This window comes from Streptomyces europaeiscabiei (genome assembly GCF_036346855.1).
Lineage (GTDB): Bacteria > Actinomycetota > Actinomycetes > Streptomycetales > Streptomycetaceae > Streptomyces > Streptomyces europaeiscabiei.
Window position 1 is genome coordinate 4,072,633 of record NZ_CP107841.1, and the last position, 25,014, is coordinate 4,097,646.

Here is a 25,014-nt window from a genome sequence, read left to right on the forward strand (position 1 = left end):
TCGCTCAACGGCCGCGGCTCAGCGGTGGCAGTGCCTGGGGTGGTGCGCTTCCGGCTTACGGACGGGGCCAGTTGGGCGGTACGTGTCCACCGTAGGACAGATGGTTAGATGGATCTAACCAAAACAACTGAAAGCATCAGCGCTTCACTCTTGTGAGGGATGCACACCGCTGAGGGGAGACGTCTTGCCGCCCACGAACAGTCCGACGCTGCGCCAGCGGAGACTGGGCGCCGAGCTGCGCAAACTCCGCGAGCGCGCGGGACTCACCGCGACCGGTGCCGCCACACTCCTTGGGGTCAACCAGGCGCGCGTCAGCATGATGGAGACCGGCCGCACCCCCATCAGCGCCGACCGAGTGCGCTCCATGGCCCGGGCTTACGACTGCTTCGACGCGGCGTACGTCGACGCGCTGGCAGCGATGACCGGACGGCGGACGCGTGGCTGGTGGGAGGAGTACCGCGAACACCTCCCGGCCAACTTGGTCGACCTCGTGGAGCTTGAGCATCACGCGGCCTCACTGCGGGTGGCCCTGTTCGTCCATGTTCCCGCGCTGCTCCAGACCACCGAACACGCCCGGGCGCTCTTCCGGACAGTGGTCCCACCACTGCGGCAGTACGAGATCGAGCACCGTCTGACTCACAGGATCAAGCGACAGGGAATCCTCTACCGGAGCAACCCCACCCCGTATCTGGTCACCATCCACGAGGCGGCTCTGAGGATGGGATTCGGCGGCCGAGCCGTGGCCGTCGAACAGCTCAGGCACCTTGTCGACATGAGCGAACTCCCCCATGTCACCATCCGGGTCATCCCCTTCGGCGATGCCAGCTTCCCGGGCGCGGGGCAAAGCATCACCTACGCCGCCGGACCCGTTCTCCAGGTTGACACTGTGCAGTTGGACAGCCACCACGGTTGCGAGTTTCTGGACAGTGAGGCCCAGCTCGCCAAGTACCGATCAGTGATCGACGGCCTGGAGGCTTGCGCCCTCGCGCCGGAGAAGTCGCGAGATCTGATCCACAGCATCGCGAACGACCTGTGAAAGGCACCGGCATGTCCAGACTTCACTGGCAGAAGTCCACCTATTGCGGCGACGCCTCCAACTGCGTCAACCTCGCCGCCGCCCCCACCGGACACATACTCCTCCGCGAGAGCGACACCCCCACCACCATCCTCACCACCGCCCACGCCCCCCTCCGCTCCCTCATACAGACCCTCAAGGGAGCGGAGGCGCAGAAGAAGGGTCAGCCCGACGCATCGCCCACATAGCTGAGCGTGTCCGTGCCGCCGGCCTCCCAGGTGATGACCACGTCGTTGCCGGAGCGGCGGACCGTGGCGAAGGTGATGTCGTCGTCACCGACGTCCTTCGAGGCCAGGGGGGCGAGGGCCATACGGAAGTTGTTCTCGTCACGGTAGGTGCCGACGCCCGACATCATGCCCTTGCTGCCGACCATGTCGATGTAGGAGAGGAGGTGCTGGCCCTTGTTCTCCCCGGTGGTCTCCTCGGCGCGGATCGTCAGGGTCCTGAGCTCGTCGTCCTGCCACTGGCCCTCGACGCCCGTTGCGGGGGCAACGCTCGAACCACCGTCGTCCAGACCGCCGTCGGGCGTGTCACTGGCCTCGTCCGTGGCCTCGTCGGTGGCCTCCTCCGTCTCCGACGGGCTCTCGGACTCGCCCGCCGACGCCGACACGCTCTGCCCGGGCTTGGCCGTGTCGTTCTCGTCCCCGTCGCTGGTGAGGAGGAAGATGCCACCGCCGATCACCGCGAGCGCCGCCACGGCGGCCACGATGATCAGCGCGACTTTGCCTCCGCTACCACCGGAGGGCGGAGGCGGCGGATAACCCCCGTACTGCGGGCCGTAGTTGGGCGCCCCCGGCATGCCCGGCGCCCCGTACTGCTGTTGCGGAGCCGTCGGGTACGGCTGCTGCGGAGCCGCCCCGTACGGCTGCTGAGGAGCCGTGGCGTACGGGTTCGGCGGCTGGCCGGGGACCTGGCCCTGGACCGGCGGGGGCCCACCGGGCGCCGGCGGGGGCGTGTAAGGCCCCGGGTACGGCTGCTGCGGCGGCTGGGCGCCGTAACCGTCGTACGGCGGCTGGCCGGGGGGCTGAGTCATCGGCGGGTGTCACTCCTTGAGTCGCTTCGGCGAGGCAAGAAGTGCGAGAACGCCTGCCTCCAGCCAGCCCAACATCCACCACCCGCCGAGTCGTACGCAAGTGCGTATCCCGGTTGGTTACGCGGTCAATACATGACCGACCACCCGCAAGTGACCGCCCGCGTCAGGGCCTTCCCCCGGCCCTCCCAGGATCCGCACTCTTCGGCCACAGTCGAGGCCTGCGCCGGGCGGCCAGATCCTCCGCCCAGCCGAACGCGACGACGCAAGCGACGACCAGCAGCCAGGTCAGGACCAGTACCGGCCAGACGCTCTCCAGCAGCCACGGGGCGTTCTGTTCGAGGAACACCACGTCCCACAGCCGGTCCCACTGGGTCTCGGCGATCATGATGCAGGTGGTGTGCCAGAGATAGATCGTCACCGCGCGGGAGTTGAGGAAGGTGACCACCCCGTCCCAGCGGCGCAGCCGGGGCGGCCACTGCGGCCACGACGGGCTGAAGTGCAACAGCAACGCCACCACCGCGACGGACCACAGGGACTGGGCGAACGGCATGTCGTCCAGGTCGTTGCCGGCGCCGTAGTCGTGGCGCAGGGCGTACCAGAGGCCGATCAGGGCGACCACCGGGGCCACGGACGGCACGACGTACCTCGGGAGGCGCTTGAGGGTCCCCTCGTGGTGGGCCATGCCGAGGATCCAGCAGGCGCCGAAGGTGGTGAAGTCCGTCAGCCCCGAGGAGATCCGCTCGCCCGGCAGCTCCAGCAGGCCCAGTTCGAGCACCCCGGCCAGCGCGATCGGCGCGAGGACCGTCACCACCGGCACCTTCCGCAGCGCGCGAAGCAGCACCGGGGAGAGGACGACGAACCAGATGTAGGTGCGGACGTACCAGAGGGGTCCGGCCAGTTCCACGGCCCAGTCGGCGCCGATGAAGCCGTGCACCCCGGGCAGGCCGTCGGCGTACGGCGGCTCGCTGACCGGGAGGATCCAGAACGTGAGGTGGAACCACCACCAGAGGGGATGCCAGTACGGATCCGGCCCCCAGCCCTGGGCCACCATCCCCGTCACGCCGACGACGCCCAGCAGCCACACCGGCGGCAGCAGCCGGCGGAGCCGGCCCCTGACGACGTCCAGTGCCGGGCGCTTGAGCGAGCGCGCCATGAGGTTGCCGGCGAGCGCGAACATCACGCCCATGGAGGGGAAGACGAGCGGCAGCCAGCTCCAGCCCGCGAGGTGGTAGAGCACCACCCGGAAGATGGCGAGGCCCCGGAGAAGGTCGAAGTAGCGGTCCCGGCCGGGCGCGGGTGGCGCCGACGGGGTCTGCGGGGTGGAATCCTGCGTGAGCGTGCTCATCCGACCGGCCTCCGCTCGCCGCCTGCCCGCTGTTGAGGCAGAGACGGCTCCTGCGGCGCACCGGGCAGCCCCACGGCCCCCGTCCGCCGCAGCTTCTGCCAGCGCAGCCGGCCGCCGATCAGTGCCGTGATCCACGACTGCAGCAGGACGACGTACATGAGCTGGCGGTAGAGGATCTGCTGGAGCGGGAGCGAGATCAGATGGGTCATGCGCTCCTTGTCGAGGTGGAACGCCAGCGCGGCGCACACCACCTGGACGACCAGGACGCCCAGCCAGGCGCCGATCGTCTTCTCCGTCGGCCCGAAGATCAGCCCGTAGAGCAGGAACACGTCGATGAGCGGGGCCAGCAGGGGCGCCACGACCATGAACAGCGACACCAGCGGCAGGCCCACGCGCCCGAAGCGTCCCGACGCGCCGCGGTCGAAGATCGCGCCCCGGTGCTTCCAGATCGCCTGCATCGTGCCGTACGACCAGCGGTAACGCTGCGACCACAGCTGCTGGACGGATTCCGGGGCCTCGGTCCAGGCCCGCGCGTTCTCGGCGTACACGACGTGCCAGCCGTCGCGGTGCATGGCCATGGTGATGTCGGTGTCCTCGGCGAGGGTGTCCTCGCTCATGCCGCCGACGCGTTCGAGGGCCTCGCGCCGGAACGCCCCGACCGCGCCGGGGATCGTCGGCATGCAGCGCAGGATGTCGTACATCCGGCGGTCGAGGTTGAAGCCCATCACGTACTCGATGTGCTGCCAGGCGCCGATCATGCTGTCGCGGTTGCCGACCTTGGCGTTGCCCGCGACCGCGCCGACACGGGGGTCGGCGAAGGGCTGGACCAGCTCGCGGACGGTGGACTGTTCGAAGACCGTGTCGCCGTCCATCATGACGATGATCTCGTGCCGGGCGTTGGCGATGCCCCGGTTGAGGGCGGCGGGCTTGCCCGCGTTGAGCTGGCGTACGACGCGGACGCCCGGCAGGTCCTTGCCCAGCTCCTCGACGATGCCGGCCGTGCCGTCGCTGGATCCGTCGTCGATGACCAGCACCTCGATGGGGTGGTCGCTCGCCACCAGCGAACGGACCGTCTTCTCGATGCACTTGGCCTCGTTGTACGCCGGGACGAGCACCGACACCGGTTCCGTGACGGGCCCGTTCGGACCCCAGCGGAAACCGCGTCGCCTGACCTTGCGGGCGTGCGCGATCGACAGGATCAGCATCAGGCCGAAGCGGGCGAGGACGAGGACGCCGACGACCGCGAGGGCGACCACGAGGACGCTCGTCGTCTTCTCCGAGACCTGCACCAGCGTCACCCAGACCTTGCCCTTCACCAGGCCGAGGCCCGTGACCGGGGTGTGTGCGCTGGGCGCCTTCAGGGCGCCGGTCAGGGTGTCGAACTTGTAGCCCTTGACCTGGAGTCCACTGATGTACCGGTCCAGCGCGGCGACGGTCTGCGAGCGGTCGCCGCCTGCGTCGTGCATCAGCACGATGTGCCCGTCACCGAGCTCGGGCGTGGCCCGGCGGATGATCTCGTCGACTCCGGGGCGGGCCCAGTCCTGGCTGTCGGTGTCGCTGACGACGGTGATGTAGCCGCGGCTGCCGATGTACTGCGTGACCGGCCAGGTCCGGTTGTCCATGCGCGCGGAGAACGAGGAGTACGGCGGCCGGAACAGCGAGGTGCGGATGCCGGCGGCGCCCGCGAGCGCGAGCTGGTTCTGGGACAGCTCCCAGTCGATGCGGTCCTTGCCCTGGAGCGAGAGGTCCGGGTGGTTGAAGGTGTGCAGGCCGATCTCGTGGCCCTCGTCGACCATCCGCTGGACCAGGTCCGGGTAGCGCGAGGCCATCGTGCCGGTGATGAAGAAGACGGCCTTGGCCTCGTGCTTCTTCAGCATGTCGAGGACCTTGGGGGTCCACTGGGGGTCGGGCCCGTCGTCGAACGTCAGGACCAGCTCGTAATCGGGGATGTCGAGGCTGATCTGGCGGCCCGAGCGGGTGTCGATCACGGGCCCGCCCTTCAGTATCTTCTTCGGCACCCGGTCGTTCGCCACCGGCGGCCCGACCCGGTGGTCCGCGAGGATCTCGCTGTGCACGTATCCGCGCAGCATCAGCATGGCCATCAGGGCGAGGAGCAGCACACAGGGCAGCAGATGGCGCAGCGGCACCCGCCGCCCGGAACGCTTCTGCCTGCTCTTGCGCGGGCTCTTCCGCGAGCGCTTCGAGGAGCCGTTCGCCGAGCCGCCGGCCGTGCTCGCAGCCGTACTGCCGGGCGGGTTGTCCACCGTGTCGCCGGCCGTGCCGCCCTCGGGGCTCTTCGGTGAACGCGGTGAGCGGGTAGGGCGCTTGGCGGCACGCGAAGGCGTGCCGCCGCGCTTGGAGCGGGTCATCAGGCGGGGCTCTCCGGGTTCTGCGGGCTCTGCGGGCTCGACGGCTCCTGCGGGCTCGACGGTTCCTGTGGGCTCTGCGAGGTCTCCGGCGTCGACGGGGCGGGCTCGACGGGCGCCGGGGACGCCGGACCGTCGGCGACGGTGTCCGTGCCGGAGTCCGGAGCGGAGCCCGGGCCGGGGCCGCCGGTCTCGGAGGGCGAGGGTGAGGGCGGGGGCGAGGCAGAGGGGCTGGGGTCGACCTTCGGCGGCTCGGGCGCGGAGGGGGACGGCTCGGGGTTTTTCACGCCGTCGCTCGGCTTCGGCTTCGGCGTCACCCCGGCACTGGGCCCGGCCGACGGCTTGGCACTGGCCGACTTCTCCGGCTGCTTGGCCCTGCCCGACGAGCCGGTCGGGGACTTGGCGGCGGGCGAGGACGTCGCCCCCGTACGGCCTCCGCCCGGACCCGCGTCCGGTGCGAAGCCGTCCGCCTCGTCGGACCGGTCGTCCGACTCGGCAGGCAGCGGAGGTGTGTCCACCTTGCCCGCCGGCTTGTCGTCCTTCTGCATCGGCACCGGCAGCCAGGGGGCGTCCGAGTTGCCCGACACCAGCGTGCCGACGATGACCACGGCGTACGCCGCGCAGGCGGTGCCGACGGCGATACCCAGCCGCCGGTACATGTTCCTGCGCCGGCCCGACTCGTCGACGAAGACCGGCCCGTCGGAGTCCTGCCCGGCACCCGCCGCGTCCCCGTCCTTGCCCGCGTGCCTGCCCGGTCCCTCGTCCACTTCGCGCCCCACGCCGTCGAGTTGCACGGTCACCTCGTGCGGATCGTGATTGCGTCCCGGCTGGTCGGGCTGCTCCCAGGGCGCCGGGACGACACCCGGCCGTCCCGCCGCGTCCGGGGCACCGGGGGCCCCGGAGGCGGTCGGCTGCCGAGGCACTCCGGTGCCCGGCTGCCCGGAGATCCCCGCCTGGCCGGAGGTCTCCCTCCCGTGGCCCCGCTCCGTCCGGGACACCGCTCCCGTTCTGTCGGCGGCCTCGGGCCAGACCACCTCGCTCCCGGAGCCACTACCACCACGGCCTCGACCGAGGCCTTCGACTTCGCCATCGGTCCGCTTCGGCTGAAAGCCCTTCGGCTGAATGCCCTTGGGCCAGTTCTCGACGTGCACGCACTTCCCCCCACGGGATCGTTCAGGTGCGTGTTCGATGCCGGACTGTCGCACTTTCCTGTACCGGACCGGACCCCCACCCGATCCGGGGCGCCCCGCCCATCACACACACCCGGGCCCCGAATGTAGGGGTGGGAGAGATGTATATGTGTGTGATGTCAGGTGAAGGTCATCATGATGAGTGCATCTGTGACCGGAATCCACCCGTCCTCCTGATATGACAGCCATACTTCCGCCCCCGCCAACTCGGCGGCGGCCCGCCGCAACGCGTCGAGCCCCGGATGCGCGAACCCCTTCCGCCACACCAGCGAGACGGGCGACAGCGGTACGGGGTCGACGAGCGGCCGCGCCACCGTGCCGGGCATGGACGGGAAGTCCACCACCGCCAGCACCGGTGACCTCGTCCTGGCCATGATCCGCTGGAACTCCTCCTCTCCCACGGCCAGCGGGGCGGGCGCCGCGACCTCGATCCCCCGCCCCTCGAACAGCCGCCGCGCGAGCTCCGTCCACTCCGGCGTACGCGGATTCCCCGCGCCCGCGTACACCCGCTCACCCGCGAGTTCCGCCAGTGGTACGGCGTCCAGCCCGGCCAGCCGGTGATCCTCGGGCAGGATCACCGTCATCGGCTCGTACCGCACCGGCTGCTGTGCGAGCCGCGCCCGCACCGCCGGTTCGAGCCCCGCGAACCTCCCGAACGACACGTCCAGCCGCCCCGCGAGGATCTCTGCCGCCGCATGGGTCAGCCCGCTCTCGTACCGCGCCATCAGCTCCAGCTCCGGCACGATCTCCCGGGCCCGGCGCAGCACCCGCGCCCCCGTGGCCAGTCCCGGCGAATTCAGATCCACCAACAGGGGCCGCACCGGCCGGAACGCCGCCACCAACTCCTCCTGTGCCTCCAGCACGCGCCGTGCATGAGGCACCAGTCGCTCCCCTTCCCCCGTCAACGCCACCTGCCGGGTACTCCGCAGAAACAGCTCCACCCCCAACTCCCGCTCCAGCCGCCGGACATCCCGGCTGAGGGCCTGCTGGGCGACATACAGCCGAGCAGCGGCCCGGGTGAAGTGCAGCTCTTCGGCGACGGCGAGGAAGGCACGGAGGAGGCGGGGATCGATGGCCTGGGCGGCAGCGGACATCCGGCGAACTTACAACCGGGGTGCGTGAATGGCCACGGAGTAGGTGTTGGACGGTGGATCAGGGGCCGGGCGACCGTAAGGGCATGCCCACTCCCCCGCCCGAAAGGGCCCACTCCTCAAGACCCCGCCCAAGGGGCGCAGCCCCTGCCCTTCAGGGTCGCGGGGAACCGCGCGACCAGCCACAACCGACCCGCACCCGCCGACGAACCCGCACCCCCACCCCCTCACGCGCCCCTACCCCCTACCGCACCCTGTTCCGGACCGACGGCACCCGCGGCCCCTACCGCACCCTCTTCCTGACCCCCGGCGCCCGAGCCTTCACCCTCGGCAACCTCATAGCCCGCCTCCCCATGGGCATGTTCAGCGTCAGCGCGATCCTCATGATCGCCGCCTCCCGGGACTCCTACGCCCTGGCCGGCGCGGTGGTCGCCACCGGCCTCGCCGCCACCGCCCTGGTCGCCCCCTGGACCGCCCGCCTGGTGGACCGTTACGGACAGGCCAGGATCGCCGTCCCCGCCACCGCCCTCGCGTCCCTCGGCAACCTCTCCCTGATCGCCTGCGCCCACTGGAACGCCCCCGCCTGGACCCTCTTCGTCTCCTACGCCGCCACCGCCACGGTCCCCAACACGGGCGGCATGTCCCGAGCCCGCTGGGCCCACCTCCTGAAGGACGACCCGGCGGCCCTGCACACCGCCAACTCCTTCGAACAGGCGGCGGACGAACTCTGCTTCATGCTCGGCCCGGTCCTCGCGGCCTTCCTCTGCACCACCCTGTTCCCCGAGGCCGGCACCCTCGTCGGCGCCGTCCTCTGCATGACCGGCGTACTGCTCTTCGCCGCCCAGCGCACCACGGAACCGCCCCCCACCGGCCGGACGACCGCGAGGTCCCCCCTCCGCAGCCCCGGCATCCCGCCCCTCCTCGCCGTCTTCCTCGCCACCGGCGCGGTCTTCGGCTCCCTGGAGGTCGTCACCATCGCCTACGCGGACGCCCGGGGCCACGTCTCGGCGGCCGGCGTGATCCTCGGCCTCCAGGCGGCCGGCTCCTGCGTGGCGGGGCTCGCCTACGGCGCCCTGCGCGTGACGGGCCCAGCGCCACGCCGGTTCCGCCGCTGCCTGGCCGCGATGACCGCCCTGATGGCCCTCCCCTGGCTCACCGCCACGGCCACCGGCTCCCTCCTGCTTCTCGCCCCGGCCCTCCTCCTCGCCGGCATGGCCACCGCCCCCACGATGGTCACCGCCATGGCCCTCGTCCAGCACCGCACCCCCGCAGGCCGGTTGAACGAGGGCATGACCCTCGCCGTCACCGGCCTGCTCGGCGGCATAGCGGGCGGATCGGCGCTGGGCGGCTGGGTCGCGGAGCACATGCCGGGAACCGGCACGGCGGGCTTCGCGGTGCCGGTGGCCGCGGCGGCCTCGGCACTCCTGATCGCCTCGGCGCAGCGCCCGACCGTACGCCCCGGTGTTCGACGATCCGAACATCGCACGAATTCCCGTCCGCCCCATTGACGCACCCGCAGCCCGCCCATACCTTCCGTCGAAGCGCTTCGACGTCGGTCATCGAAGCGATTCGACTACACCTTTCGACGATCCATCCGACTCCCCCGGAGGCACTGGATGTTGACGGCACGAAGGCGTACGGCAGCGGCTGCGGCGGCTCTCGGCGGAGCCCTGCTCCTGACCTCCTGCGGCGGTTCGGAGAGCGGCGACGACGGCGGGACCCTCCGCCTCTGGCACTACGAGGGCCCCGACAGCGCGATGGGCGTGGCCTGGAACGCGGCGATCGAGGAGTTCGAGAAGACCCACCCGGGTGTCGAGGTCGAGTTCGAGGAGAAGGGCTTCGAACAGATCCGCAAGACCGCCCCGATGGTCCTCAACTCCTCCGACGCGCCCGACCTCATGGAGTACAACAAGGGCAACGCGACCGCCGGACTCCTCTCCAAGCAGGGTCTTCTCACCGACCTCACGCCGGAGGTGAGCGAGCGCGGCTGGGACAAGAAGCTCAGCGCGGGCGTCCGTACCACCAGCCAGTACGACGCCGACGGCGTCATGGGCTCCGGCAAGTGGTACGGCGTGCCGAACTACGCCGAGTACACGATGGTCTTCTACAACAAGGAGCTCTTCGACAAGCACGGCATCGCCGAGCCCACCACCCTCGCCGAACTCACGGCCGCCATGGACGAGTTCGTCGACGCGGGCATCACGCCACTCGCCAACGCCGGCGCCGAGTACGTGGCGCAGCAGTACCTGTACCAGCTGGCGCTGAGCAAGGCGGACCGCGCCTGGGTGGACTCCTACGAGCTGTACAAGGGCGAGGCCGACTTCCATGACGCCGCGTGGACGTACGGGGCGGAGACCTTGGCCGAGTGGGTGGAGAAGGGATACATCAGCGAGAAGTCGACCGGGACGAAGGCCGAGGACGCGGGCGTCTCCTTCATCCAGGGCAAGGCGCCGATCCTGTTCTCGGGGAGCTGGTGGTACGGCCGGTTCAAGGCGGAGAACCAGTTCGACTGGGGCACGTTCCTGTGGCCGGACACCAACCTCACCCTCGGCTCCGGCGGCAACCTCTGGGTCGTCCCGAAGGGCGCGAAGAACAAGGAACTCGCCTACGACTTCATCGACATCACCATGTCGGAGAAGATCCAGAACCTGCTCGGCGACAAGGGCGGGGTCCCGGTGGCCGCGGACCCGGCCGCCATCACCGATCCACAGGCCAAGAAGCTGATCGCCGACTTCAACGCCCTCTCCGAGAAGGACGGCCTGGCCTTCTATCCCGACTGGCCCGTCCCCGGCTTCTACGACGTCCTCGTCTCCGAGACCCAGAAGCTGATCACCGGCAGTGCGGACCCGGACGCGTACCTGGACGCGATCGGGAAGGCGTACGAGAAGGACGTACCGGAGCGATGACGGTGACCGTGGAGAGAGGGGCCGCGGTCGGCAAGGAGGGGCGCACCGGCCGCACACGCCACCCCCGCGGCCCCCGTGACTCCTACGCGCTGTTCCTCCTCCCCGGCGCCCTCGCCTTCTTCGCCGTCGTCATCGTCCCGTTCCTGATGAACACGGGGGTGAGCTTCACCGACTGGCAGGGAGTCGGCACCCCGGAGTGGTCCGGCCTCGCCAACTACCGGGAGCTGCTGGGCGACTCGGCCTTCTGGGCGTCGTTCCGGCACAGCCTGTTCATGGTGGTCGCCATGGCGGCCGTACCGACCGCGCTCGGACTGGTCCTGGCCGCCGCCCTGTTCGACTTCGTCGGCAAGCACTTCGGCAGCCGGGTCACCGCCGTGCTGCGCGCCTGCTTCTACCTCCCCCAGGTGCTGCCGATCGCGGTCGCGGGCATCGTCTGGAGCTGGATCCTCGCCCCCGAGAACGGCTCCCTGAACGAACTGCTGAAGACGGTCGGTCTGAGCGGATGGCAGCAGGACTGGCTCGGCGACCCCGACCTCGCCCTCTACACCGTCATGGCCGTGATGGTGTGGGTGCAGCTCGGCTTCCCGCTGGTCGTCTTCATGGCGGGGCTGCAACGCGTCGACCCGGCCCTGTACGAGGCCGCCGAGCTGGACGGCGCCGGCTGGTGGCGCCGTTTCCGCCACATCACACTGCCGCAGATCCGGCCCGAGATCCATGTCGTCCTGCTGTGGTGCACGATCGCCGCGCTCAAGGTGTTCGGCGCGGTGTACGTCCTGACGAAGGGCGGCCCCGGCGGCGCCACCGACGTCCCGTCCTACTTCTCCTTCACCACGTTCTTCGAGAAGACCCAGGTCGGCTACGGCGCCGCGATCTCCACCGTCCTGACCGTGATCGTCCTCGCCCTGGCCCTGATCGGTCTGAGGCTCCAGACGCGCGCCGAGGACGCCGAGGAAGGGACCCGCGTATGACCGCCGTCCGCCGCTACCCGGTCCTCGTGGCCCTCTGCGTCGCCGCCCTCTTCATGATCGTCCCGTTTCTGATCGTGGCCGTGAACGCGGTGAAGTCCCCGGCGGAGTACTCCCGGGGCGGCCCGCTCAGTCTCCCCGACGGCCTCTACCTCGACGGGCTGAAGGACTTCTGGGAGCGGGTCGACTACAGCCGAAAGCTGTTCAACTCCGTGCTGATCAGCGGCTCGGTGGCGGTGCTGGCCGTCGTCCTGTCGGTGCTCAACGCGTACGCGATCGGCATCGGCCGGCTGCGGGGCCGTACCTGGATCCTGGCCTTCTTCGTGCTGGCGAACATGCTGCCTCAGGAGGCGCTGGTCTACCCGGTGTACTTCCTCTCCAAGGAAGCCGGCCTGTACGACACCCGCCTCAGCGTGGTCATCGTCTTCACGGTCGTCCAGGCGGCCTTCGGCACCTACCTCCTCTCCGCCGTCCTCGGTCGGTTCCCCCGCGAGATCGTCGAGGCGGCCCGGATCGACGGTGCGAACAGGTGGCAGATCCTGTGGCGGATCGTCGTCCCCGTCAGCCGCCCCACTCTCGGCGTGCTGCTGGTCTTCTTCTTCATCTGGACCTGGAACGAGTTCCTGCTCCCCCTCGTCATGCTGATCTCCAACGACAACCAGACCGTGTCGGTGGCCCTGGGCGTCCTCCAGGGCCAGCGTCTGATGGACGCCACGATGACCAACGCGGCGGCCCTGCTCGGCCTGCTCCCCGCTCTCGTGTTCTTCCTCCTCTTCCAGCGCACGCTCACCCGCGGCATCGCCGTGGGAGCCGTGAAGTGAGCCGTGAAGCAGGCCGTGACGTAAGGAGACCCCCCACATGAAGTTCACCGACGGCTACTGGCTGCTCCGCGAGGGCGTCACCGCGGCCCACCCGGTCGAGGTCCTCGACGTCACCGCCACGGACGGCGGCGCCCTGGAGGTCCACGCCCCGACCCAGCCCATCCGCCACCGCGGCGACCTGCTGAAGGGACCGGTCGTGACGATCAGCGCCCACGCCCCGATGCCCGACGTCATCGGCGTCACGTTCACCCACTTCGAGGGCGAACGGCCACGCGGCCCTCGGTTCGAGCTGACGAGCGATGAGTTCACCCCCCACACCTCCTACGACGACGAGCACGCCACCCTCACCGCCGGAGAGCTGTCGGTCCGCGTGTCCCGCACCGGCCCCTGGCACGTCGACTTCCTCGCCCACGGCCGCACCCTCACCACCAGCGGCCCCAAGTCGATGGGCATCATGCGCGAGGCGTCCGGCGCCCACTACCTCCGCGAGCAGCTCAACCTGGGCGTCGGCACCTCGGTGTACGGCCTCGGCGAACGCTTCGGCCCGCTCGTCAAGAACGGCCAGGTCGTCGACGTCTGGAACGCCGACGGCGGCACGGCCACCGAACAGGCCTACAAGAACGTGCCGTTCTACCTCACCGACGCGGGCTACGGCGTCTTCGTCGACCACCCCGGCAAGGTGTCCTTCGAGGTCGCCTCGGAGGTCGTGTCGAGGGTCCAGTTCAGCGCGGAGACGCAGCAGTTGACGTACTACGTCATCTACGGCCCGACCCCGAAGGACATCCTCCGCAAGTACACGGCCCTCACCGGCCGCCCGGCTCTCCCGCCCGCCTGGTCGTTCGGTCTCTGGCTGTCGACCTCCTTCACCACCTCCTACGACGAGGAGACGGTGACCTCCTTCATCGAGGGCATGCGGGAGCGGCGGCTGCCCCTCTCCGTCTTCCACTTCGACTGTTTCTGGATGCGCGAGTTCCAGTGGTGCGACTTCGAGTGGGACCCCCGGGTCTTCCCGGACCCGGAAGGCATGCTGGCCCGCCTCAAACGCCGCGGCCTGCGCATCTCCGTGTGGATCAACCCGTACATCGCCCAGCGCTCCCCGCTCTTCGCGGAGGGCAGGGCGCTCGGCCATCTGCTCCGCAGACCCGACGGCAGCGTCTGGCAGTGGGACCTCTGGCAGCCCGGCATGGCCCTGGTCGACTTCACCAGCCCGGCGGCCCGCGAGTGGTATGCGTCGAAGCTGGAGGCGCTGCTCGCCCAGGGCGTCGACTGCTTCAAGACCGACTTCGGCGAGCGGGTCCCCCTGGACGTGACCTGGTCCGACGGCACGGACCCGGAGCGGATGCACAACTACTACACCTACCTCTACAACCGCACGGTCTTCGACGTCCTGCGCAAACACCGGGGCGAGGGCGAGGCGGTGCTCTTCGCCCGCTCGGCGACGGTCGGCAGCCAGCGCTTCCCCGTCCACTGGGGCGGCGACTGCGAGTCGACGTACGAGGCGATGGCCGAGTCGCTGCGGGGCGGGCTGTCGCTGGGGCTGTCGGGCTTCGGGTACTGGAGCCATGACATCGGCGGCTTCGAGGGCACCCCGACCCCCGCGCTCTTCAAGCGGTGGATCGCCTTCGGCCTCCTGTCCTCCCACAGCCGACTGCACGGCTCGTCGTCGTACCGGGTCCCCTGGCTCTTCGACGACGAATCGGTGGACGTCCTGCGGAAGTTCACCCGCCTGAAGCTCAGCCTGATGCCCTACCTCCACGAGGCCGCGCGCACCGCCCACACCGAGGGTGTCCCGATGATGCGCGCGATGGTGCTGGAGTTCCCGGACGACCCCGGCTGCGCGCATCTGGAACGCCAGTACATGCTCGGCCCCGACCTCCTCGTGGCCCCCGTCTTCAGCGACGAGGGTGACGTCACGTACTACGTCCCCGAGGGCACCTGGACCCGCTTCCCGACCGGCGGCACGGTCACCGGCCCCCGCTGGGTCCGTGAACGGCACGACTTCAGAAGCGTGCCGCTCCTGGTCCGTCCGGGCACGGTCGTCCCGGTCGGCGCGGTGACGGACCGCCCGGACTACGACCACGCAGACGGGGTCACGCTGCACGCGTACGGCCTCGAACACGGGGCCCAGGTCACCGTGCCGGTGGGCGACGTGACCTTCACCGTCGTACGGGAGGGCAAGGTGCTGCGGGCGTCGTGCGGCGATCCGAGGGCGCCGTGGGGGCTCGCGGCCGGTGACCGGGAGGTCCGGGCGGAGGCGGGCACGGGCTTTCTGACGATGGACCTGGACGGGGAGTCGGATTCCCAGGGAACGAGGTCGGTGTGACGGTGAAGATCACGGACGTGGCCCGGCACGCGGGCGTCTCCCCCAGCACCGTCTCGTACGCCCTGAGCGGCAAGCGGCCGATCTCGGCGGAGACGCGGGAGCGGGTCGAGGCGTCCATCCGCGAGCTGGGTTACCGTCCGCACGCGGGCGCCCGGGCTCTGGCCAGCAGCAAGTCGAACGTGCTGGCGATGGTGGTGCCGTTACGGGCCGGGATCAATGTGCCGGTGGTCATGCAGTTCGCGGTCTCGGCGGTCACGACGGCCCGCGCGCACGACCACGACGTGCTGCTGCTGACGCAGGAGGAGGGCGAGGAGGGCCTGCGGCGGGTGGCGGACACGGCACTGGTGGACGCGTTGATCGTGATGGACGTCCAACTCCACGACCCCAGGCTGCCGTTGCTGCGAACCCTGGACCGCCCGTCGGTACTGATCGGCTTCCCCGCCGACCCCTCCGGCCTGACCTGCATCGACCTGGACTTCAGGACGGCGGGCGAGCTGTGCGTGGAGCATCTGGCCGGCCTGGGGCACCGGGTCGTGGGCCTGATCGGCTCGCCGCCCGAGGTCTACGTCCGCCAGACCTCCTTCGCCCAGCGCGTCGTCCAGGGTTTCACCTCGGCCGCCACCCGCAACGGCATGTCCTCCACGGTCCACCCGTGCGAGGCCACCCCCGCGGCCGCCCGAGCCGTGGCGGAACGTCTGCTGCGCGAACAACCGGCCCTCACGGGCGTGGTCGTCCACAACGAGGCGATCCTGGACCCCCTCGTCGACGCCTTCGAACACCTCGGTCTCCGCGTCCCGGCCGACCTCTCGGTCACCGCCCTCTGCCCGGACGAGCTCGCCGCGAACCTCCGCGTCCCCCTCACGTCGATCGCCATCCCGGCGGCCGAGGTGGGCGAACAGGCGGTCGCCCTCCTGATGAAGAAGCTGGCCGGCGCCCCCGTACCCGAGGCCACCCTGCTGCCGCCCCGCCTGACCGTCCGGGCGAGCACGTCCCGCCGGGTGACGGGGTGAACGCATACGGGGTCAGGAAATGACGAAAGCCCCGCTGCTGTGTCGCAGCGGGGCTTTCGCCCACATGGGAATTGTGGAGATGGCGGGAATCGAACCCGCGTCCAACGGTGAGGAATCAGGGCTTCTCCGTGTGCAGTTCGCTGTGATTTTCTCAGCCCCGGCGATCACGCGAACAAGTCGCCGACGGGCTCAGTCACTGTTAGATTTCCCTCTTCACCCCGTGACCGGGATCAAGGTTTAGTCCCCTAGCTGATGCCAGGATCCGGGTCGGGAACACCCCCGGGCTGACACTCCCTTTAGTAAGGAGCAGTCGCTTCGCTACCTGAGATCAGGCGGCGAGAGAGAACTGCTGCTTGGGAGAATCGCTGTTGGAATTGGCGATTATTTTTTTCGGCCTGTGGTTTACGAGATCGTGGCCGCTTCCTCGACACGCTTCCCCTGCTTCGACATCCGCTGTCGAAACCGATCATCCCCATGTTGTTTTTTCAATGTCCTCCGAGGAGGAGTCCCCCGAGGAGGACTTGTCGCACCCGCTGTGAGGTGCAGTGCCATCGTACGTGACCAACGCGAGCGCGTGCCACCGTATTCCCCGTGGCTACGCGTCGCGCTGCTTCCGCTTCGCCGCCGCGATCGCGCGGTCCGACTCCCGCCGGTCCTGCTGCTCCCGCAGCGTCTGCCGCTTGTCGTACTCCTTCTTGCCCCGCGCGAGAGCGATCTCCGCCTTCGCCCGGCCGTCCTTGAAGTACAGCGCGAGAGGGATGATCGTGTGGCCGGTCTCCTGCGCCTTGGACTCCAGCTTGTCGATCTCCTCGCGGTGCAGCAGCAGCTTCCGCTTGCGGCGCGCGGAGTGGTTGGTCCAGCTGCCCTGGTGGTACTCGGGGATGTGGGCGTTGTGCAGCCACGCCTCACCCCGGTCGATCTGGACGAAGCCGTCGGCCAGCGAGGTCCGGCCCTCGCGCAGCGACTTGACCTCGGTCCCGGTGAGGACCAGCCCGGCCTCGTAGGTGTCGATGATCGCGTAGTCGTGCCGGGCCTTCTTGTTCTGGGCGACGATCTTGCGCTTGCCGCCCTTCTCGCCGTCCCGGCCCTTGGCGGCCGTCCCGCCCTGCTTGGGCTGGGACTCCTTCGGTACGTACATTCCCTTGCTCATAGTGCCGCCCATTTTCGCACTACGCGGGGGGTCAACGGGAAGCCGATTAACGGGAGCGGCGACCGGGGGAACGCGAGGGAGGCGGGCAGGAGCGCGCGAGGCGGCGGAGGCGGCTACTGCCCGAGGCCGCTGAGCACCGTCTCGGCCCGCTGCAGGGCGTCCTCGTCCGCCTCCAGGTCGGGCGTGATGCCGCTGCCGTCGACGCCCCGGCCGGAGGGGGTGCGGTAGTGGCCGACGGTCAGTTCGGCGACGGATCCGTCGGGGAGGCGGCTCGGCATCTGCACCGAGCCCTTGCCGAAGGTGCGGGAGCCCACGACCACCGCACGGCCCCGGTCCTGGAGGGCTCCCGTGAGCAGCTCGGCCGCGCTCATCGTGCCGCCGTCGACGAGCGCGACCAGGGGTCTGGTGGTGTCGCCGCCCGGCTCGGCGTGCAGGGCCCGCTGCTCGCCGTTGACGTCGTAGGTGGCGACGAGGCCGCCGTCGAGGAAGGCGGAGGCGGCGGTGACGGCCTCGGAGACCAGGCCGCCGGAGTTGCCGCGGAGGTCGAGGACGAAGCCCGCGGCGTCGGAGGACTGCTCCACGGCGGCTCGTACGACGTCGCCGGAGCCCTTGGTGAACGCGTCGACCGTGATGACGCTGACCCCGCCGGCGGTGCGGCTCACGGTCACGTCCTCGGTGGAGAGACGGGCCCTGCGCAGGGTCTCGTGCCATGTCCGGGTGCCGCGCCGCAGCTCCAGCGACACCTTCGTACCGGCGGCCGCGCTCTCGGGGGTGCCGGTGTTCCCGGCCCCCTCGTCGATCGCGTCGCCGCGGAGTAAGGAGACGACCTCGGTGACCGGGCGCCCGTCGACCTTCTCCCCGTCGACGCCGACGAGCCGGTCGCCCGCGCGGATCCCGGCGCCCGCCGCGGGCGAGCCGTCCTGCACCCGGGCCACCTCGATACGGCCGTCCCGCCGCAGCCGGGCCCAGAGGCCGACGCCGGTGTACTCGCCGTCGAGGGCCTCCTCGAACTGCTCGTACTCGCCCTCGGAGTAGACGGCGCCCCACCGGTCTCCGCTGCGGCTGACGGCCCGCTCGGCGGCCTCCACGGGGGACTCGCCCTCGGCCATGGCCTCGGCGGCCGCGTCGGCGACGTCCTGCTCCCTGTCGGCCGGGGCGGAGCGGGAGGGGTTGGCGACGGCCGTCGTCCCGCCGCGCGGATCGTCGAAGCAGCCGGTCGCGGCGCCCGCCGCGAGCACACTCGCGAAGACCAATGTCAGGGCGGCCCCGCGGCCGATGCGGCGGGGCTGGGAGAACAGGTCGCGGCCTGACATGTCGGCGAGTCTAGGACAACGCGAAGGGCCGCACCGGCGCTCGCCGGTACGGCCCCAGGGGCATGCGTCACACCTTCAGGTACTTGCGCAGCGCGACGAACGCGGCAAGCGCCGGCATCAGGAAGCTCACGGTGAGAATGAGCGGCAGCTTGACGAGGACGGCGTCCCAGCCGACGAAATTGATCAATGGCAGGTTCTGGGACAGTGCCACTCCGTTGTCGATCACGAAGTACTGGCCGAGTGCCAGGAAGGCGCAGGCGACCACGCCGCCGATGATCCCGGCGACCGCGGCCTCCATGATGAACGGCGCCTGGATGTAGAAGCCCGAGGCCCCCACGAGCCGCATGATCCCGATCTCACGGCGACGGCTGAACGCCGAGACACGCACCGTGTTGACGATCAGCAGCAGCGCCACGATCAGCATGACCGCCATCACTCCGCGCGCCGCCAGGTTCAGGTACCCGAGGAGCCGGAACAGGTTGTCCAGGATGCCCTTCTGGTCCTGCACCGACTGCACGCCGTCACGGCCGTTGAAGGCGCTCGCGATGACCTGGTACTTCTCCGGGTCCTTGAGCTTGATGCGGTACGACTCCTGCATCTGGTCCGGCGTGAGGCTGCTGGCCAGGGGCGAGTCGCCGAACTGCTCCTTGTAGTGCTTGTACGCCTCGTCCTGCGACTCGTGCTCGACGTTCTCGACGACCCCCATCTTGTTCAGATCAGATTTGATCTGGTTCTTCTGCTGGGTCGTGACGGCGCCCTTGGCGCAGTTGGGGTCGGACTCCGCGTCGCTCTTGTTGCAGAGGAAGACCGACACGTTGACCTTGTCGTACCAGTAGCCCTTCATCTGGCTGACCTGGTCGCTCATCAGCAGCGATCCGCCGAACAGGGCGAGGGAGAGGGCGACGGAGACGATGACCGCGAAGGTCATCGTGAGGTTGCGGCGGAGACCGACACCGATCTCCGACAGGACGAACTGGGCGCGCATGGCGTTCCGCTAAGCCTTTCCGTGGACTGGGGCGGTCAGTGCTGGTAGCCGTAGACGCCGCGTGCCTGGTCGCGGACGAGGCGGCCCTTCTCCAGCTCGATGACGCGCTTGCGCATCTGGTCCACGATGTTCTGGTCGTGGGTGGCCATCACCACGGTGGTGCCCGTCCGGTTGATCCGGTCGAGCAGCTTCATGATGCCGACGGAGGTCTGCGGGTCGAGGTTGCCGGTGGGCTCGTCCGCGATGAGGAGCTTGGGCCGGTTCACGAAGGCCCGCGCGATGGCCACACGCTGCTGCTCGCCACCGGACAGCTCGCCGGGCCTGCGCTCCTCCTTGCCGCCGAGACCGACCAGTTCCAGCACCTGCGGCACGGACTTGCGGATCTCGCCGCGCGACTTGCCGATGACCTCCTGGGCGAAGGCGACGTTCTCGCCGACCGTCTTGTTCGGCAGCAGCCGGAAGTCCTGGAACACCGTCCCGAGCTGGCGGCGCATCTGCGGCACCTTCCAGTTGGACAGGCGCGCGAGATCTTTGCCCAGGACGTGCACCTGTCCCTGGCTGCACCGCTCCTCCCGGAGGATCAACCGCAGGAAGGTGGACTTTCCGGAGCCGGATGACCCCACGAGGAACACGAACTCGCCCTTCTCGACCTCCAGGGACACATCCCTGAGTGCGGGGCGGGTCTGCTTGGGGTAGACCTTGGACACGTTGTCGAATCGGATCACGGATGCACCACAAGCCGTCGGGAATGGATGACGAGACTGTACCGTCCCCGGCCCGCCAAGAGGCGCGGGGAACTGCGCGACAAGCCCCCACCGGCCCGCAGCCGCGCGACATGGGGCGACCCTCCCCTTTCCGAGGCCCCCGCGCAACCTCCGGAGGAACCTGGCACAGTGGTGTGGAGGAACGGTCCGGTTCCACGAAGCGTTGAGGTATGTGTGAGGCCATTGCAAGGAGGGCGAGGCGCATGACGTACGACCGGTTGGTGTGCGCGAACTGCGCGTCCCCCGTCGCCGAGGGCCGCTGTCATGTGTGCCGGGCCAGCCGCGAGCGGCTCCAGCAGGAGAACCCCTTCGCGAACCTGAGCCCCGTGACCCTGATCGCCCTCCTGGCGATCCTGATAGCGGCGGTGGCGCTGCTGGCGCATCAGACGGCATAGAGCGGCTCAGACGTACGACGAAGAACGACGAAGGCCCGGGGCTGGCTGCCCCGGGCCTTCGTCGTACGTCTGTGTGTGGCTGTGCCTGATCGCGAACGGTCAGGCGGTGGCGCCGCGGCCGTCCATCAGGCGCGGCAGCAGACGGAAGCCGATACCGCCGGCGATCATGGTGGCGGCGCCGACCAGCAGGAACGTGGTCTCGGTGGCGCCGGTCTCGGCCAGCTCGCCGCTGCCGGCGCCCTGGGCCTCGGTCTCCGAGCCGGTGTCCGTGAGGGCCGAGGAGCCCTCCTCCTGGACGACCGCGTCGTTGCCGCCGCCGTCGGGGTCGGTGCCACCGGAGGTGTCACCGCCGGTGGTGCTGTTGCCGCCCGTGCTGCTGGCGTCACCGGTCGTGCTGGTGCTGTTGGCGTTGCCGGTGCTGTTGGCGTTGCCGGTGCTGTTGGCGTTACCAGTGCTGTTGGCGTTACCAGTCGTGGTGGGGTCACCGGTCGTGCTCGTCGTGGTGGGGTCACCGGTCGTGCTCGTCGTGGTGGGGTCACCGGTCGTGCTCGTCGTGGTGGGGTCACCGGTCGTGCTCGTCGTGGTGGGGTCACCCGTCGTGCTCGTCGTGGTGGGGTCACCCGTCGTGCTCGTCGTGGTGGGGTCACCCGTCGTGCTCGTCGTGGTGGGGTCACCCGTCGTGCTCGTCGTGGTGGGGTCACCCGTCGTGCTCGTCGTGGTGGTGGTACCGGTGGTCGTAGAACCCTCGGTCACACCGATGCTGGTGCCCTCGGTGTCGTTGCCGGTCTGGACCGAGACATCAGCTTCGACCGAACCGCCGTCGTCGGTGCTGACACCGACACCGACGCCGAGGTCCAGCGCGGAAGCGGCACCCGCGGCGGTCAGTGACGCGCCAGCGGCGATCACGGCACCCGCGGCTATTCGCGCAACGCGGATCCGTGTCTTCTTCGTCATATGGCTGCTACCCCCAGTAGCTCATCAGTGAATGGAGCAGAGCGCCCGGGGCCGCGATCAACGGGAGCAGTCGGTTGGGTCGAAGTCCCCCGGTTCACATGCGCCCCAGTAATGCGCATGCCATGCGCCAGCCTTCCCAGTTTTCGCAGCAACGTCAAGGTCGTTGCGTACGCGATGTCCCGTTCACCGCATTTGACCCCGGCAACGACATGTGAGTGTGACGTAAGACCCAGACATCCCCGCACAGACAAGGCAACCGCCTTCCATTGGAAGGCGGTTGCCTTGTCGACAAAGCGCTGAATTGGGCCGCTCTACTTCTCCTGCTGCTTGCGCCAGCGAATTCCGGCCTCCAGGAAGCCGTCGATCTCGCCGTTGAACACGGCCTCGGGGTTGCCGACTTCGTGGTCGGTGCGGAGGTCCTTGACCATCTGGTACGGGTGCAGGACGTACGAACGCATCTGGTTGCCCCAGGAGTTGCCGCCGTCGCCCTTGAGGGCGTCCATCTTGGCCTGCTCCTCCTGCCGGCGCCGGTCGAGGAGCTTCGCCTGGAGAACGTTCATCGCGGACGCCTTGTTCTGGATCTGCGACCGCTCGTTCTGACAGGAGACGACGATGCCGGTGGGGAGGTGGGTCAACCGCACCGCGGAGTCGGTGGTGTTGACGCCCTGGCCGCCGGGCCCGGACGACCGGTAGACGTCCACCCGCAGCTCGGTCTCGTCGATCTCGATGTGGTCCGTCGTCTCGACCACGGGCAGGATCTCGACACCGGCGAAGGAGGTCTGCCGCCGCCCCTGGTTGTCGAACGGCGAGATCCGGACGAGCCGGTGCGTGCCCTGCTCGACGGAGAGCGTGCCGTAGGCGTACGGCACCTGCACGGCGAAGGTGGTGGACTTGATGCCCGCCTCCTCCGCGTACGAGGTCTCGTACACCTCGGTCTTGTAGCCCTTCTGCTCCGCCCAGCGCAGGTACATCCGCTGCAGCTTCTCGGCGAAGTCGGCGGCGTCGACGCCACCGGCCTCGGCGCGGATGTTGACGAGGGCCTCGCGGGAGTCGTACTCGCCGGACAGGAGGGTGCGGACCTCCATCTCGTCCAGCGCCTTCCGGACGGAGGTCAGCTCCGACTCGGCCTCGGCGCGGGTGTCCGGGTCGTCCTCCTCCTCGGCCATCTCGAAGAGGACACCGAGGTCGTCGATGCGACCGCGCAGCGCCTCCGCCTTCCTGACCTCGGCCTGGAGGTGGGAGAGCTTGCTGGTGATCTTCTGCGCCTCGTCCGGGTTGTCCCACAGGGACGGCGCGGCCGCCTGCTCCTCGAGCACGGCGATGTCTGCCCTCAGCTTGTCGAGGTCCAAAACGGCCTCGATCGACTCCATGGTCGAGGAGAGGGACTTCAGCTCTTCGGATACATCGACGACTGCCACGCCCCCAGCCTAACGGCTCCGCCGGGCGGGCCATGCGGGGTGCGCCCTCGTCGGGCCCTTGCCGTGGGGCCGGCGCCGGGTGGGTTCCTCGGCCGCGGGTGCGTGGGGGCTGATCGCGCAGTTCCCCGCGCCCCTGAGAAGCAGGGGCTGCGCCCCGTGCTTTTCGACCCGCGCGACCGTTGTCCTTCAGGCCCGCGGGGTCTGGTCTTCAGACCTGCGGCGCCCGGTCTTCAAACCCGCGGGACCTGGTCTTCAAACCTGCGGCGCCAGGTCTTCAAACCCGCAGGACCTGGACTTCGAACCCGCGGAACCTGGTCCTTCAGACCCGCAGGACCTGAACTTCGAACCCGCGGAACCAGGTCTTCAAACCCGCAGGACCTGAACTTCGAACCCGCGGAACCTGGTCCTTCAGACCCGCAGGACCTGAACTTCGAACCCGCGGAACCAGGTCTTCAAACCCGCAGGGCCTGGACTTCGGACCCGCGAGGCCCAGTCCTTCGAACCCTCGGCGCCTGGTCTTTCAGGGGCGCGGGGAACTGCGCGATCGGCCACGGCGGGCCCGCACCCGCCTGATCACAGTCGTCCCCGAGTGATCAGGCGCCCTAAGGACTCAAGGGTTTCCCGGCGCCGAATTCTTCGTGTCGGAGGGCGCACCACCGTCATCGTCCCCGGAGGTGGCCGCCCACGCCCCCACCCCCACCGCCGCGATCAACACCACCGCCGCCGCGCCCAACGTGATCCGTCGCCGTCGGACCACACTCCCCCGGTTCCGCGCCGACCCCGGCCGAGGCGCCCCCGCCGCCCGGGGCACCCGCGCGGTCCCCCGCGCACCCCCGGCCAGCTCGTCCGGCCCCGGCACCCGCATCGACGTGTGCGTGTCCCGGTTGGAATCCGGCTTGGCCCCCGGCACCAACGGCACCGCCCCCCGCCGCACCCGCTCCCGCGGCGCCTCCGCCTCGGCGGGCGCCTCCTCGTACTCGTCGCCGGACTCCGTCCCGGGTTCGTCGACGTCCAGCGGCGGCATCCCCGCCAGCAACGGCAGTTGTTCCCGCAACCGTGCCGCCAGCTCGGACGCCCGCAGCCGCGAGGCCGGCGCCTTGGCGAGGCACTGCACGAGCAGTTGCCACAGCTCCTCGGGAATGCCGGGCAGCGGGACGACCGTCTCGGTGACGTGGCGGCGCAGCACGGCACCGGGGTGCCCGCCGCCGAACGGGGTGAAGCCGGCGAGCAGCTCGTACAGCACGGTCGCCAGGGCGTAGATGTCCACGGCCGCGCGAGGCGGCAGGCCCTCGACGATCTCGGGGGCGAGATAGTCCGGCGTACCGATGATCTTCGTGGCGCGGGTACGGCGGGGCGAATCGATCAGCTTGGCGACGCCGAAGTCGGTCAGGAGGGCCGGGTGGGCGCCGCCGGGCCCCAGCGGGCCCTGCATGTCCAGCAGCACGTTCTCCGGCTTCACGTCCCGGTGGACGACCCCGGCCGCGTGGGCCGCCGCCAGGCCGTCCGCGATGTCGGCAACTATGGCGACCGCCGCCTCGGGGGCCATGCGCCGCTCCCGGTCGAGGCGGGTGCGCAGATCGGTGCCCCGGACGAGGTCCATGACGAGGGCGAGGTCGTTGCCGTCGACGACGAGGTCGCGTACGGAGACCACGTTCGGGTGGTCGAGGCCCAGCAGCGCGGTGCGCTCCTGGACGAAACGGCCGACGAGTTCCTGGTCGGACGAGAGGTCCTCGCGCAGCAGCTTGATCGCGACGGGGCCCTCCGGGCCCTCGCCCAGCCACACCGTTCCGGCGCTGCCCCGCCCCAGAATCTGGTTCGCGGTGTACCGGCTTCCGATCTTCCGTCCCAAGACTGCTCCTACAGGCCGCGTGTTGGCGACAAAGCTACGCGCCCCGGACCCCAACCTTCAC

Annotated in this window: 21 protein-coding genes and 1 other RNA gene; 9 read left to right on the forward strand and 13 right to left on the reverse strand. The window is 69.8% G+C overall.

Going from position 1 to position 25,014, the window contains the following annotated elements:
- Positions 1–184: 184 nt before the first annotated feature.
- Positions 185–1,036, forward strand: coding sequence for a helix-turn-helix domain-containing protein (locus OG858_RS17645; protein ID WP_319064983.1), 852 nt, complete (start codon positions 185–187; stop codon positions 1,034–1,036).
- Between the two features lie 11 nt (positions 1,037–1,047).
- Entirely contained in the window at positions 1,048–1,263 is a 216-nt protein-coding gene (locus tag OG858_RS17650; protein WP_328544724.1) for a DUF397 domain-containing protein, read from the forward strand.
- Here OG858_RS17650 and OG858_RS17655 read toward each other — a convergent pair.
- The 5 genes from OG858_RS17655 to OG858_RS17675 all read right to left on the reverse strand — a co-directional run bounded on the left by OG858_RS17655 (position 1,239) and on the right by OG858_RS17675 (position 8,103).
- A complete protein-coding gene (locus tag OG858_RS17655; protein ID WP_086751752.1) occupies positions 1,239–2,108 on the reverse strand; it encodes a hypothetical protein in 870 nt (289 codons plus the stop codon). The genes OG858_RS17650 and OG858_RS17655 overlap by 25 nt on opposite strands.
- 163 nt (positions 2,109–2,271) lie before the next feature.
- A complete protein-coding gene (locus OG858_RS17660; protein WP_086751751.1) occupies positions 2,272–3,453 on the reverse strand; it encodes an acyltransferase family protein in 1,182 nt (393 codons plus the stop codon).
- Positions 3,450–5,822, reverse strand: coding sequence for a glycosyltransferase (locus OG858_RS17665; RefSeq protein ID WP_086751749.1), 2,373 nt, complete (start codon positions 5,820–5,822; stop codon positions 3,450–3,452). The genes OG858_RS17660 and OG858_RS17665 overlap by 4 nt, the downstream gene beginning before the upstream one ends.
- Positions 5,822–6,853: a hypothetical protein gene (locus OG858_RS17670; protein ID WP_319064986.1), complete on the reverse strand. Its 1,032-nt coding sequence runs from the start codon at positions 6,851–6,853 to the stop codon at positions 5,822–5,824. Before OG858_RS17670 ends, OG858_RS17665 begins: the two co-directional genes overlap by 1 nt.
- A gap of 275 nt (positions 6,854–7,128) precedes the next feature.
- Positions 7,129–8,103 (reverse strand): LysR family transcriptional regulator, encoded by a 975-nt coding sequence (locus OG858_RS17675; RefSeq protein WP_086754493.1) that lies wholly within the window; start codon positions 8,101–8,103, stop codon positions 7,129–7,131.
- Positions 8,104–8,186: 83 nt separating this feature from the next.
- On the opposite strand from OG858_RS17675, the gene OG858_RS17680 reads away from it, so the two are divergent.
- The 6 genes from OG858_RS17680 to OG858_RS17705 all read left to right on the forward strand — a co-directional run bounded on the left by OG858_RS17680 (position 8,187) and on the right by OG858_RS17705 (position 16,125).
- Positions 8,187–9,608: an MFS transporter gene (locus OG858_RS17680; protein ID WP_327743938.1), complete on the forward strand. Its 1,422-nt coding sequence runs from the start codon at positions 8,187–8,189 to the stop codon at positions 9,606–9,608.
- A 108-nt stretch (positions 9,609–9,716) separates the two neighbouring features.
- The gene (locus tag OG858_RS17685) at positions 9,717–11,006 is read left to right on the forward strand and encodes an ABC transporter substrate-binding protein (RefSeq protein WP_319319576.1); all 1,290 of its coding nucleotides are present in this window, start codon (positions 9,717–9,719) and stop codon (positions 11,004–11,006) included.
- Positions 11,003–11,974 (forward strand): carbohydrate ABC transporter permease, encoded by a 972-nt coding sequence (locus OG858_RS17690; RefSeq protein WP_086749050.1) that lies wholly within the window; start codon positions 11,003–11,005, stop codon positions 11,972–11,974. Before OG858_RS17685 ends, OG858_RS17690 begins: the two co-directional genes overlap by 4 nt.
- On the forward strand, positions 11,971–12,792 hold the full coding sequence (locus OG858_RS17695) for a carbohydrate ABC transporter permease (protein ID WP_086749051.1): 822 nt from the start codon (positions 11,971–11,973) through the stop codon (positions 12,790–12,792). The genes OG858_RS17690 and OG858_RS17695 overlap by 4 nt, the downstream gene beginning before the upstream one ends.
- A 37-nt stretch (positions 12,793–12,829) precedes the next feature.
- Entirely contained in the window at positions 12,830–15,115 is a 2,286-nt protein-coding gene (gene yicI, locus OG858_RS17700; RefSeq protein WP_086749052.1) for an alpha-xylosidase, read from the forward strand.
- Positions 15,112–16,125 (forward strand): LacI family DNA-binding transcriptional regulator, encoded by a 1,014-nt coding sequence (locus tag OG858_RS17705; RefSeq protein WP_086749053.1) that lies wholly within the window; start codon positions 15,112–15,114, stop codon positions 16,123–16,125. The genes yicI and OG858_RS17705 overlap by 4 nt, the downstream gene beginning before the upstream one ends.
- 71 nt (positions 16,126–16,196) lie before the next feature.
- Here the strand turns inward: OG858_RS17705 and ssrA are convergent.
- The 5 genes from ssrA to ftsE all read right to left on the reverse strand — a co-directional run bounded on the left by ssrA (position 16,197) and on the right by ftsE (position 20,298).
- Positions 16,197–16,599, reverse strand: a transfer-messenger RNA (tmRNA) gene (ssrA, locus tag OG858_RS17710).
- Between the two features lie 121 nt (positions 16,600–16,720).
- Positions 16,721–17,263 carry an SsrA-binding protein SmpB gene (gene smpB, locus OG858_RS17715; protein ID WP_086749054.1) on the reverse strand — a complete coding sequence of 181 codons (543 nt, stop codon included), beginning with the start codon at positions 17,261–17,263 and terminating at the stop codon, positions 16,721–16,723.
- 125 nt (positions 17,264–17,388) lie between these two features.
- The gene (locus tag OG858_RS17720; protein WP_086749055.1) at positions 17,389–18,588 is read right to left on the reverse strand and encodes a S41 family peptidase; all 1,200 of its coding nucleotides are present in this window, start codon (positions 18,586–18,588) and stop codon (positions 17,389–17,391) included.
- Positions 18,589–18,655: 67 nt separating this feature from the next.
- Entirely contained in the window at positions 18,656–19,573 is a 918-nt protein-coding gene (ftsX, locus tag OG858_RS17725; RefSeq protein ID WP_086749056.1) for a permease-like cell division protein FtsX, read from the reverse strand.
- A 35-nt stretch (positions 19,574–19,608) separates the two neighbouring features.
- Positions 19,609–20,298, reverse strand: a complete 690-nt coding sequence (gene ftsE / locus OG858_RS17730) for a cell division ATP-binding protein FtsE (RefSeq protein ID WP_005486827.1) — start codon at positions 20,296–20,298, stop codon at positions 19,609–19,611.
- A gap of 242 nt (positions 20,299–20,540) precedes the next feature.
- Here ftsE and OG858_RS17735 point away from each other — a divergent pair, with 242 nt between their 5' ends.
- A complete protein-coding gene (locus OG858_RS17735; protein ID WP_037703643.1) occupies positions 20,541–20,732 on the forward strand; it encodes a hypothetical protein in 192 nt (63 codons plus the stop codon).
- Positions 20,733–20,831: 99 nt separating this feature from the next.
- Here OG858_RS17735 and OG858_RS17740 read toward each other — a convergent pair whose 3' ends face one another.
- From OG858_RS17740 to OG858_RS17750, 3 genes are all read right to left on the reverse strand, one after another.
- Positions 20,832–21,686, reverse strand: a complete 855-nt coding sequence (locus OG858_RS17740) for a hypothetical protein (RefSeq protein WP_328544723.1) — start codon at positions 21,684–21,686, stop codon at positions 20,832–20,834.
- Between the two features lie 311 nt (positions 21,687–21,997).
- Positions 21,998–23,104, reverse strand: coding sequence for a peptide chain release factor 2 (gene prfB / locus OG858_RS17745; protein WP_046708933.1), 1,107 nt, complete (start codon positions 23,102–23,104; stop codon positions 21,998–22,000).
- A gap of 610 nt (positions 23,105–23,714) precedes the next feature.
- Positions 23,715–24,953, reverse strand: a complete 1,239-nt coding sequence (locus tag OG858_RS17750; protein ID WP_319064992.1) for a serine/threonine-protein kinase — start codon at positions 24,951–24,953, stop codon at positions 23,715–23,717.
- Between the last annotated feature and the right edge of the window lie 61 nt (positions 24,954–25,014).

What these genes read in the sequence shown, in the direction of transcription:
- OG858_RS17650 (WP_328544724.1), top strand. Translation starts at nt 1,048, where the DNA reads ATGTCCAGACTTCACTGGCAGAAGTCCACCTATTGCGGCGACGCCTCC.
- OG858_RS17655 (WP_086751752.1), bottom strand. Translation starts at nt 2,108, where the DNA reads ATGACTCAGCCCCCCGGCCAGCCGCCGTACGACGGTTACGGCGCCCAG.
- OG858_RS17660 (WP_086751751.1), bottom strand. Translation starts at nt 3,453, where the DNA reads ATGAGCACGCTCACGCAGGATTCCACCCCGCAGACCCCGTCGGCGCCA.
- OG858_RS17665 (WP_086751749.1), bottom strand. Translation starts at nt 5,822, where the DNA reads ATGACCCGCTCCAAGCGCGGCGGCACGCCTTCGCGTGCCGCCAAGCGC.
- OG858_RS17675 (WP_086754493.1), bottom strand. Translation starts at nt 8,103, where the DNA reads ATGTCCGCTGCCGCCCAGGCCATCGATCCCCGCCTCCTCCGTGCCTTC.
- OG858_RS17680 (WP_327743938.1), top strand. Translation starts at nt 8,187, where the DNA reads ATGCCCACTCCCCCGCCCGAAAGGGCCCACTCCTCAAGACCCCGCCCA.
- OG858_RS17685 (WP_319319576.1), top strand. Translation starts at nt 9,717, where the DNA reads ATGTTGACGGCACGAAGGCGTACGGCAGCGGCTGCGGCGGCTCTCGGC.
- OG858_RS17690 (WP_086749050.1), top strand. Translation starts at nt 11,003, where the DNA reads ATGACGGTGACCGTGGAGAGAGGGGCCGCGGTCGGCAAGGAGGGGCGC.
- OG858_RS17695 (WP_086749051.1), top strand. Translation starts at nt 11,971, where the DNA reads ATGACCGCCGTCCGCCGCTACCCGGTCCTCGTGGCCCTCTGCGTCGCC.
- yicI (WP_086749052.1), top strand. Translation starts at nt 12,830, where the DNA reads ATGAAGTTCACCGACGGCTACTGGCTGCTCCGCGAGGGCGTCACCGCG.
- smpB (WP_086749054.1), bottom strand. Translation starts at nt 17,263, where the DNA reads ATGTACGTACCGAAGGAGTCCCAGCCCAAGCAGGGCGGGACGGCCGCC.
- OG858_RS17720 (WP_086749055.1), bottom strand. Translation starts at nt 18,588, where the DNA reads ATGTCAGGCCGCGACCTGTTCTCCCAGCCCCGCCGCATCGGCCGCGGG.
- ftsX (WP_086749056.1), bottom strand. Translation starts at nt 19,573, where the DNA reads ATGCGCGCCCAGTTCGTCCTGTCGGAGATCGGTGTCGGTCTCCGCCGC.
- OG858_RS17735 (WP_037703643.1), top strand. Translation starts at nt 20,541, where the DNA reads ATGACGTACGACCGGTTGGTGTGCGCGAACTGCGCGTCCCCCGTCGCC.
- OG858_RS17740 (WP_328544723.1), bottom strand. Translation starts at nt 21,686, where the DNA reads ATGACGAAGAAGACACGGATCCGCGTTGCGCGAATAGCCGCGGGTGCC.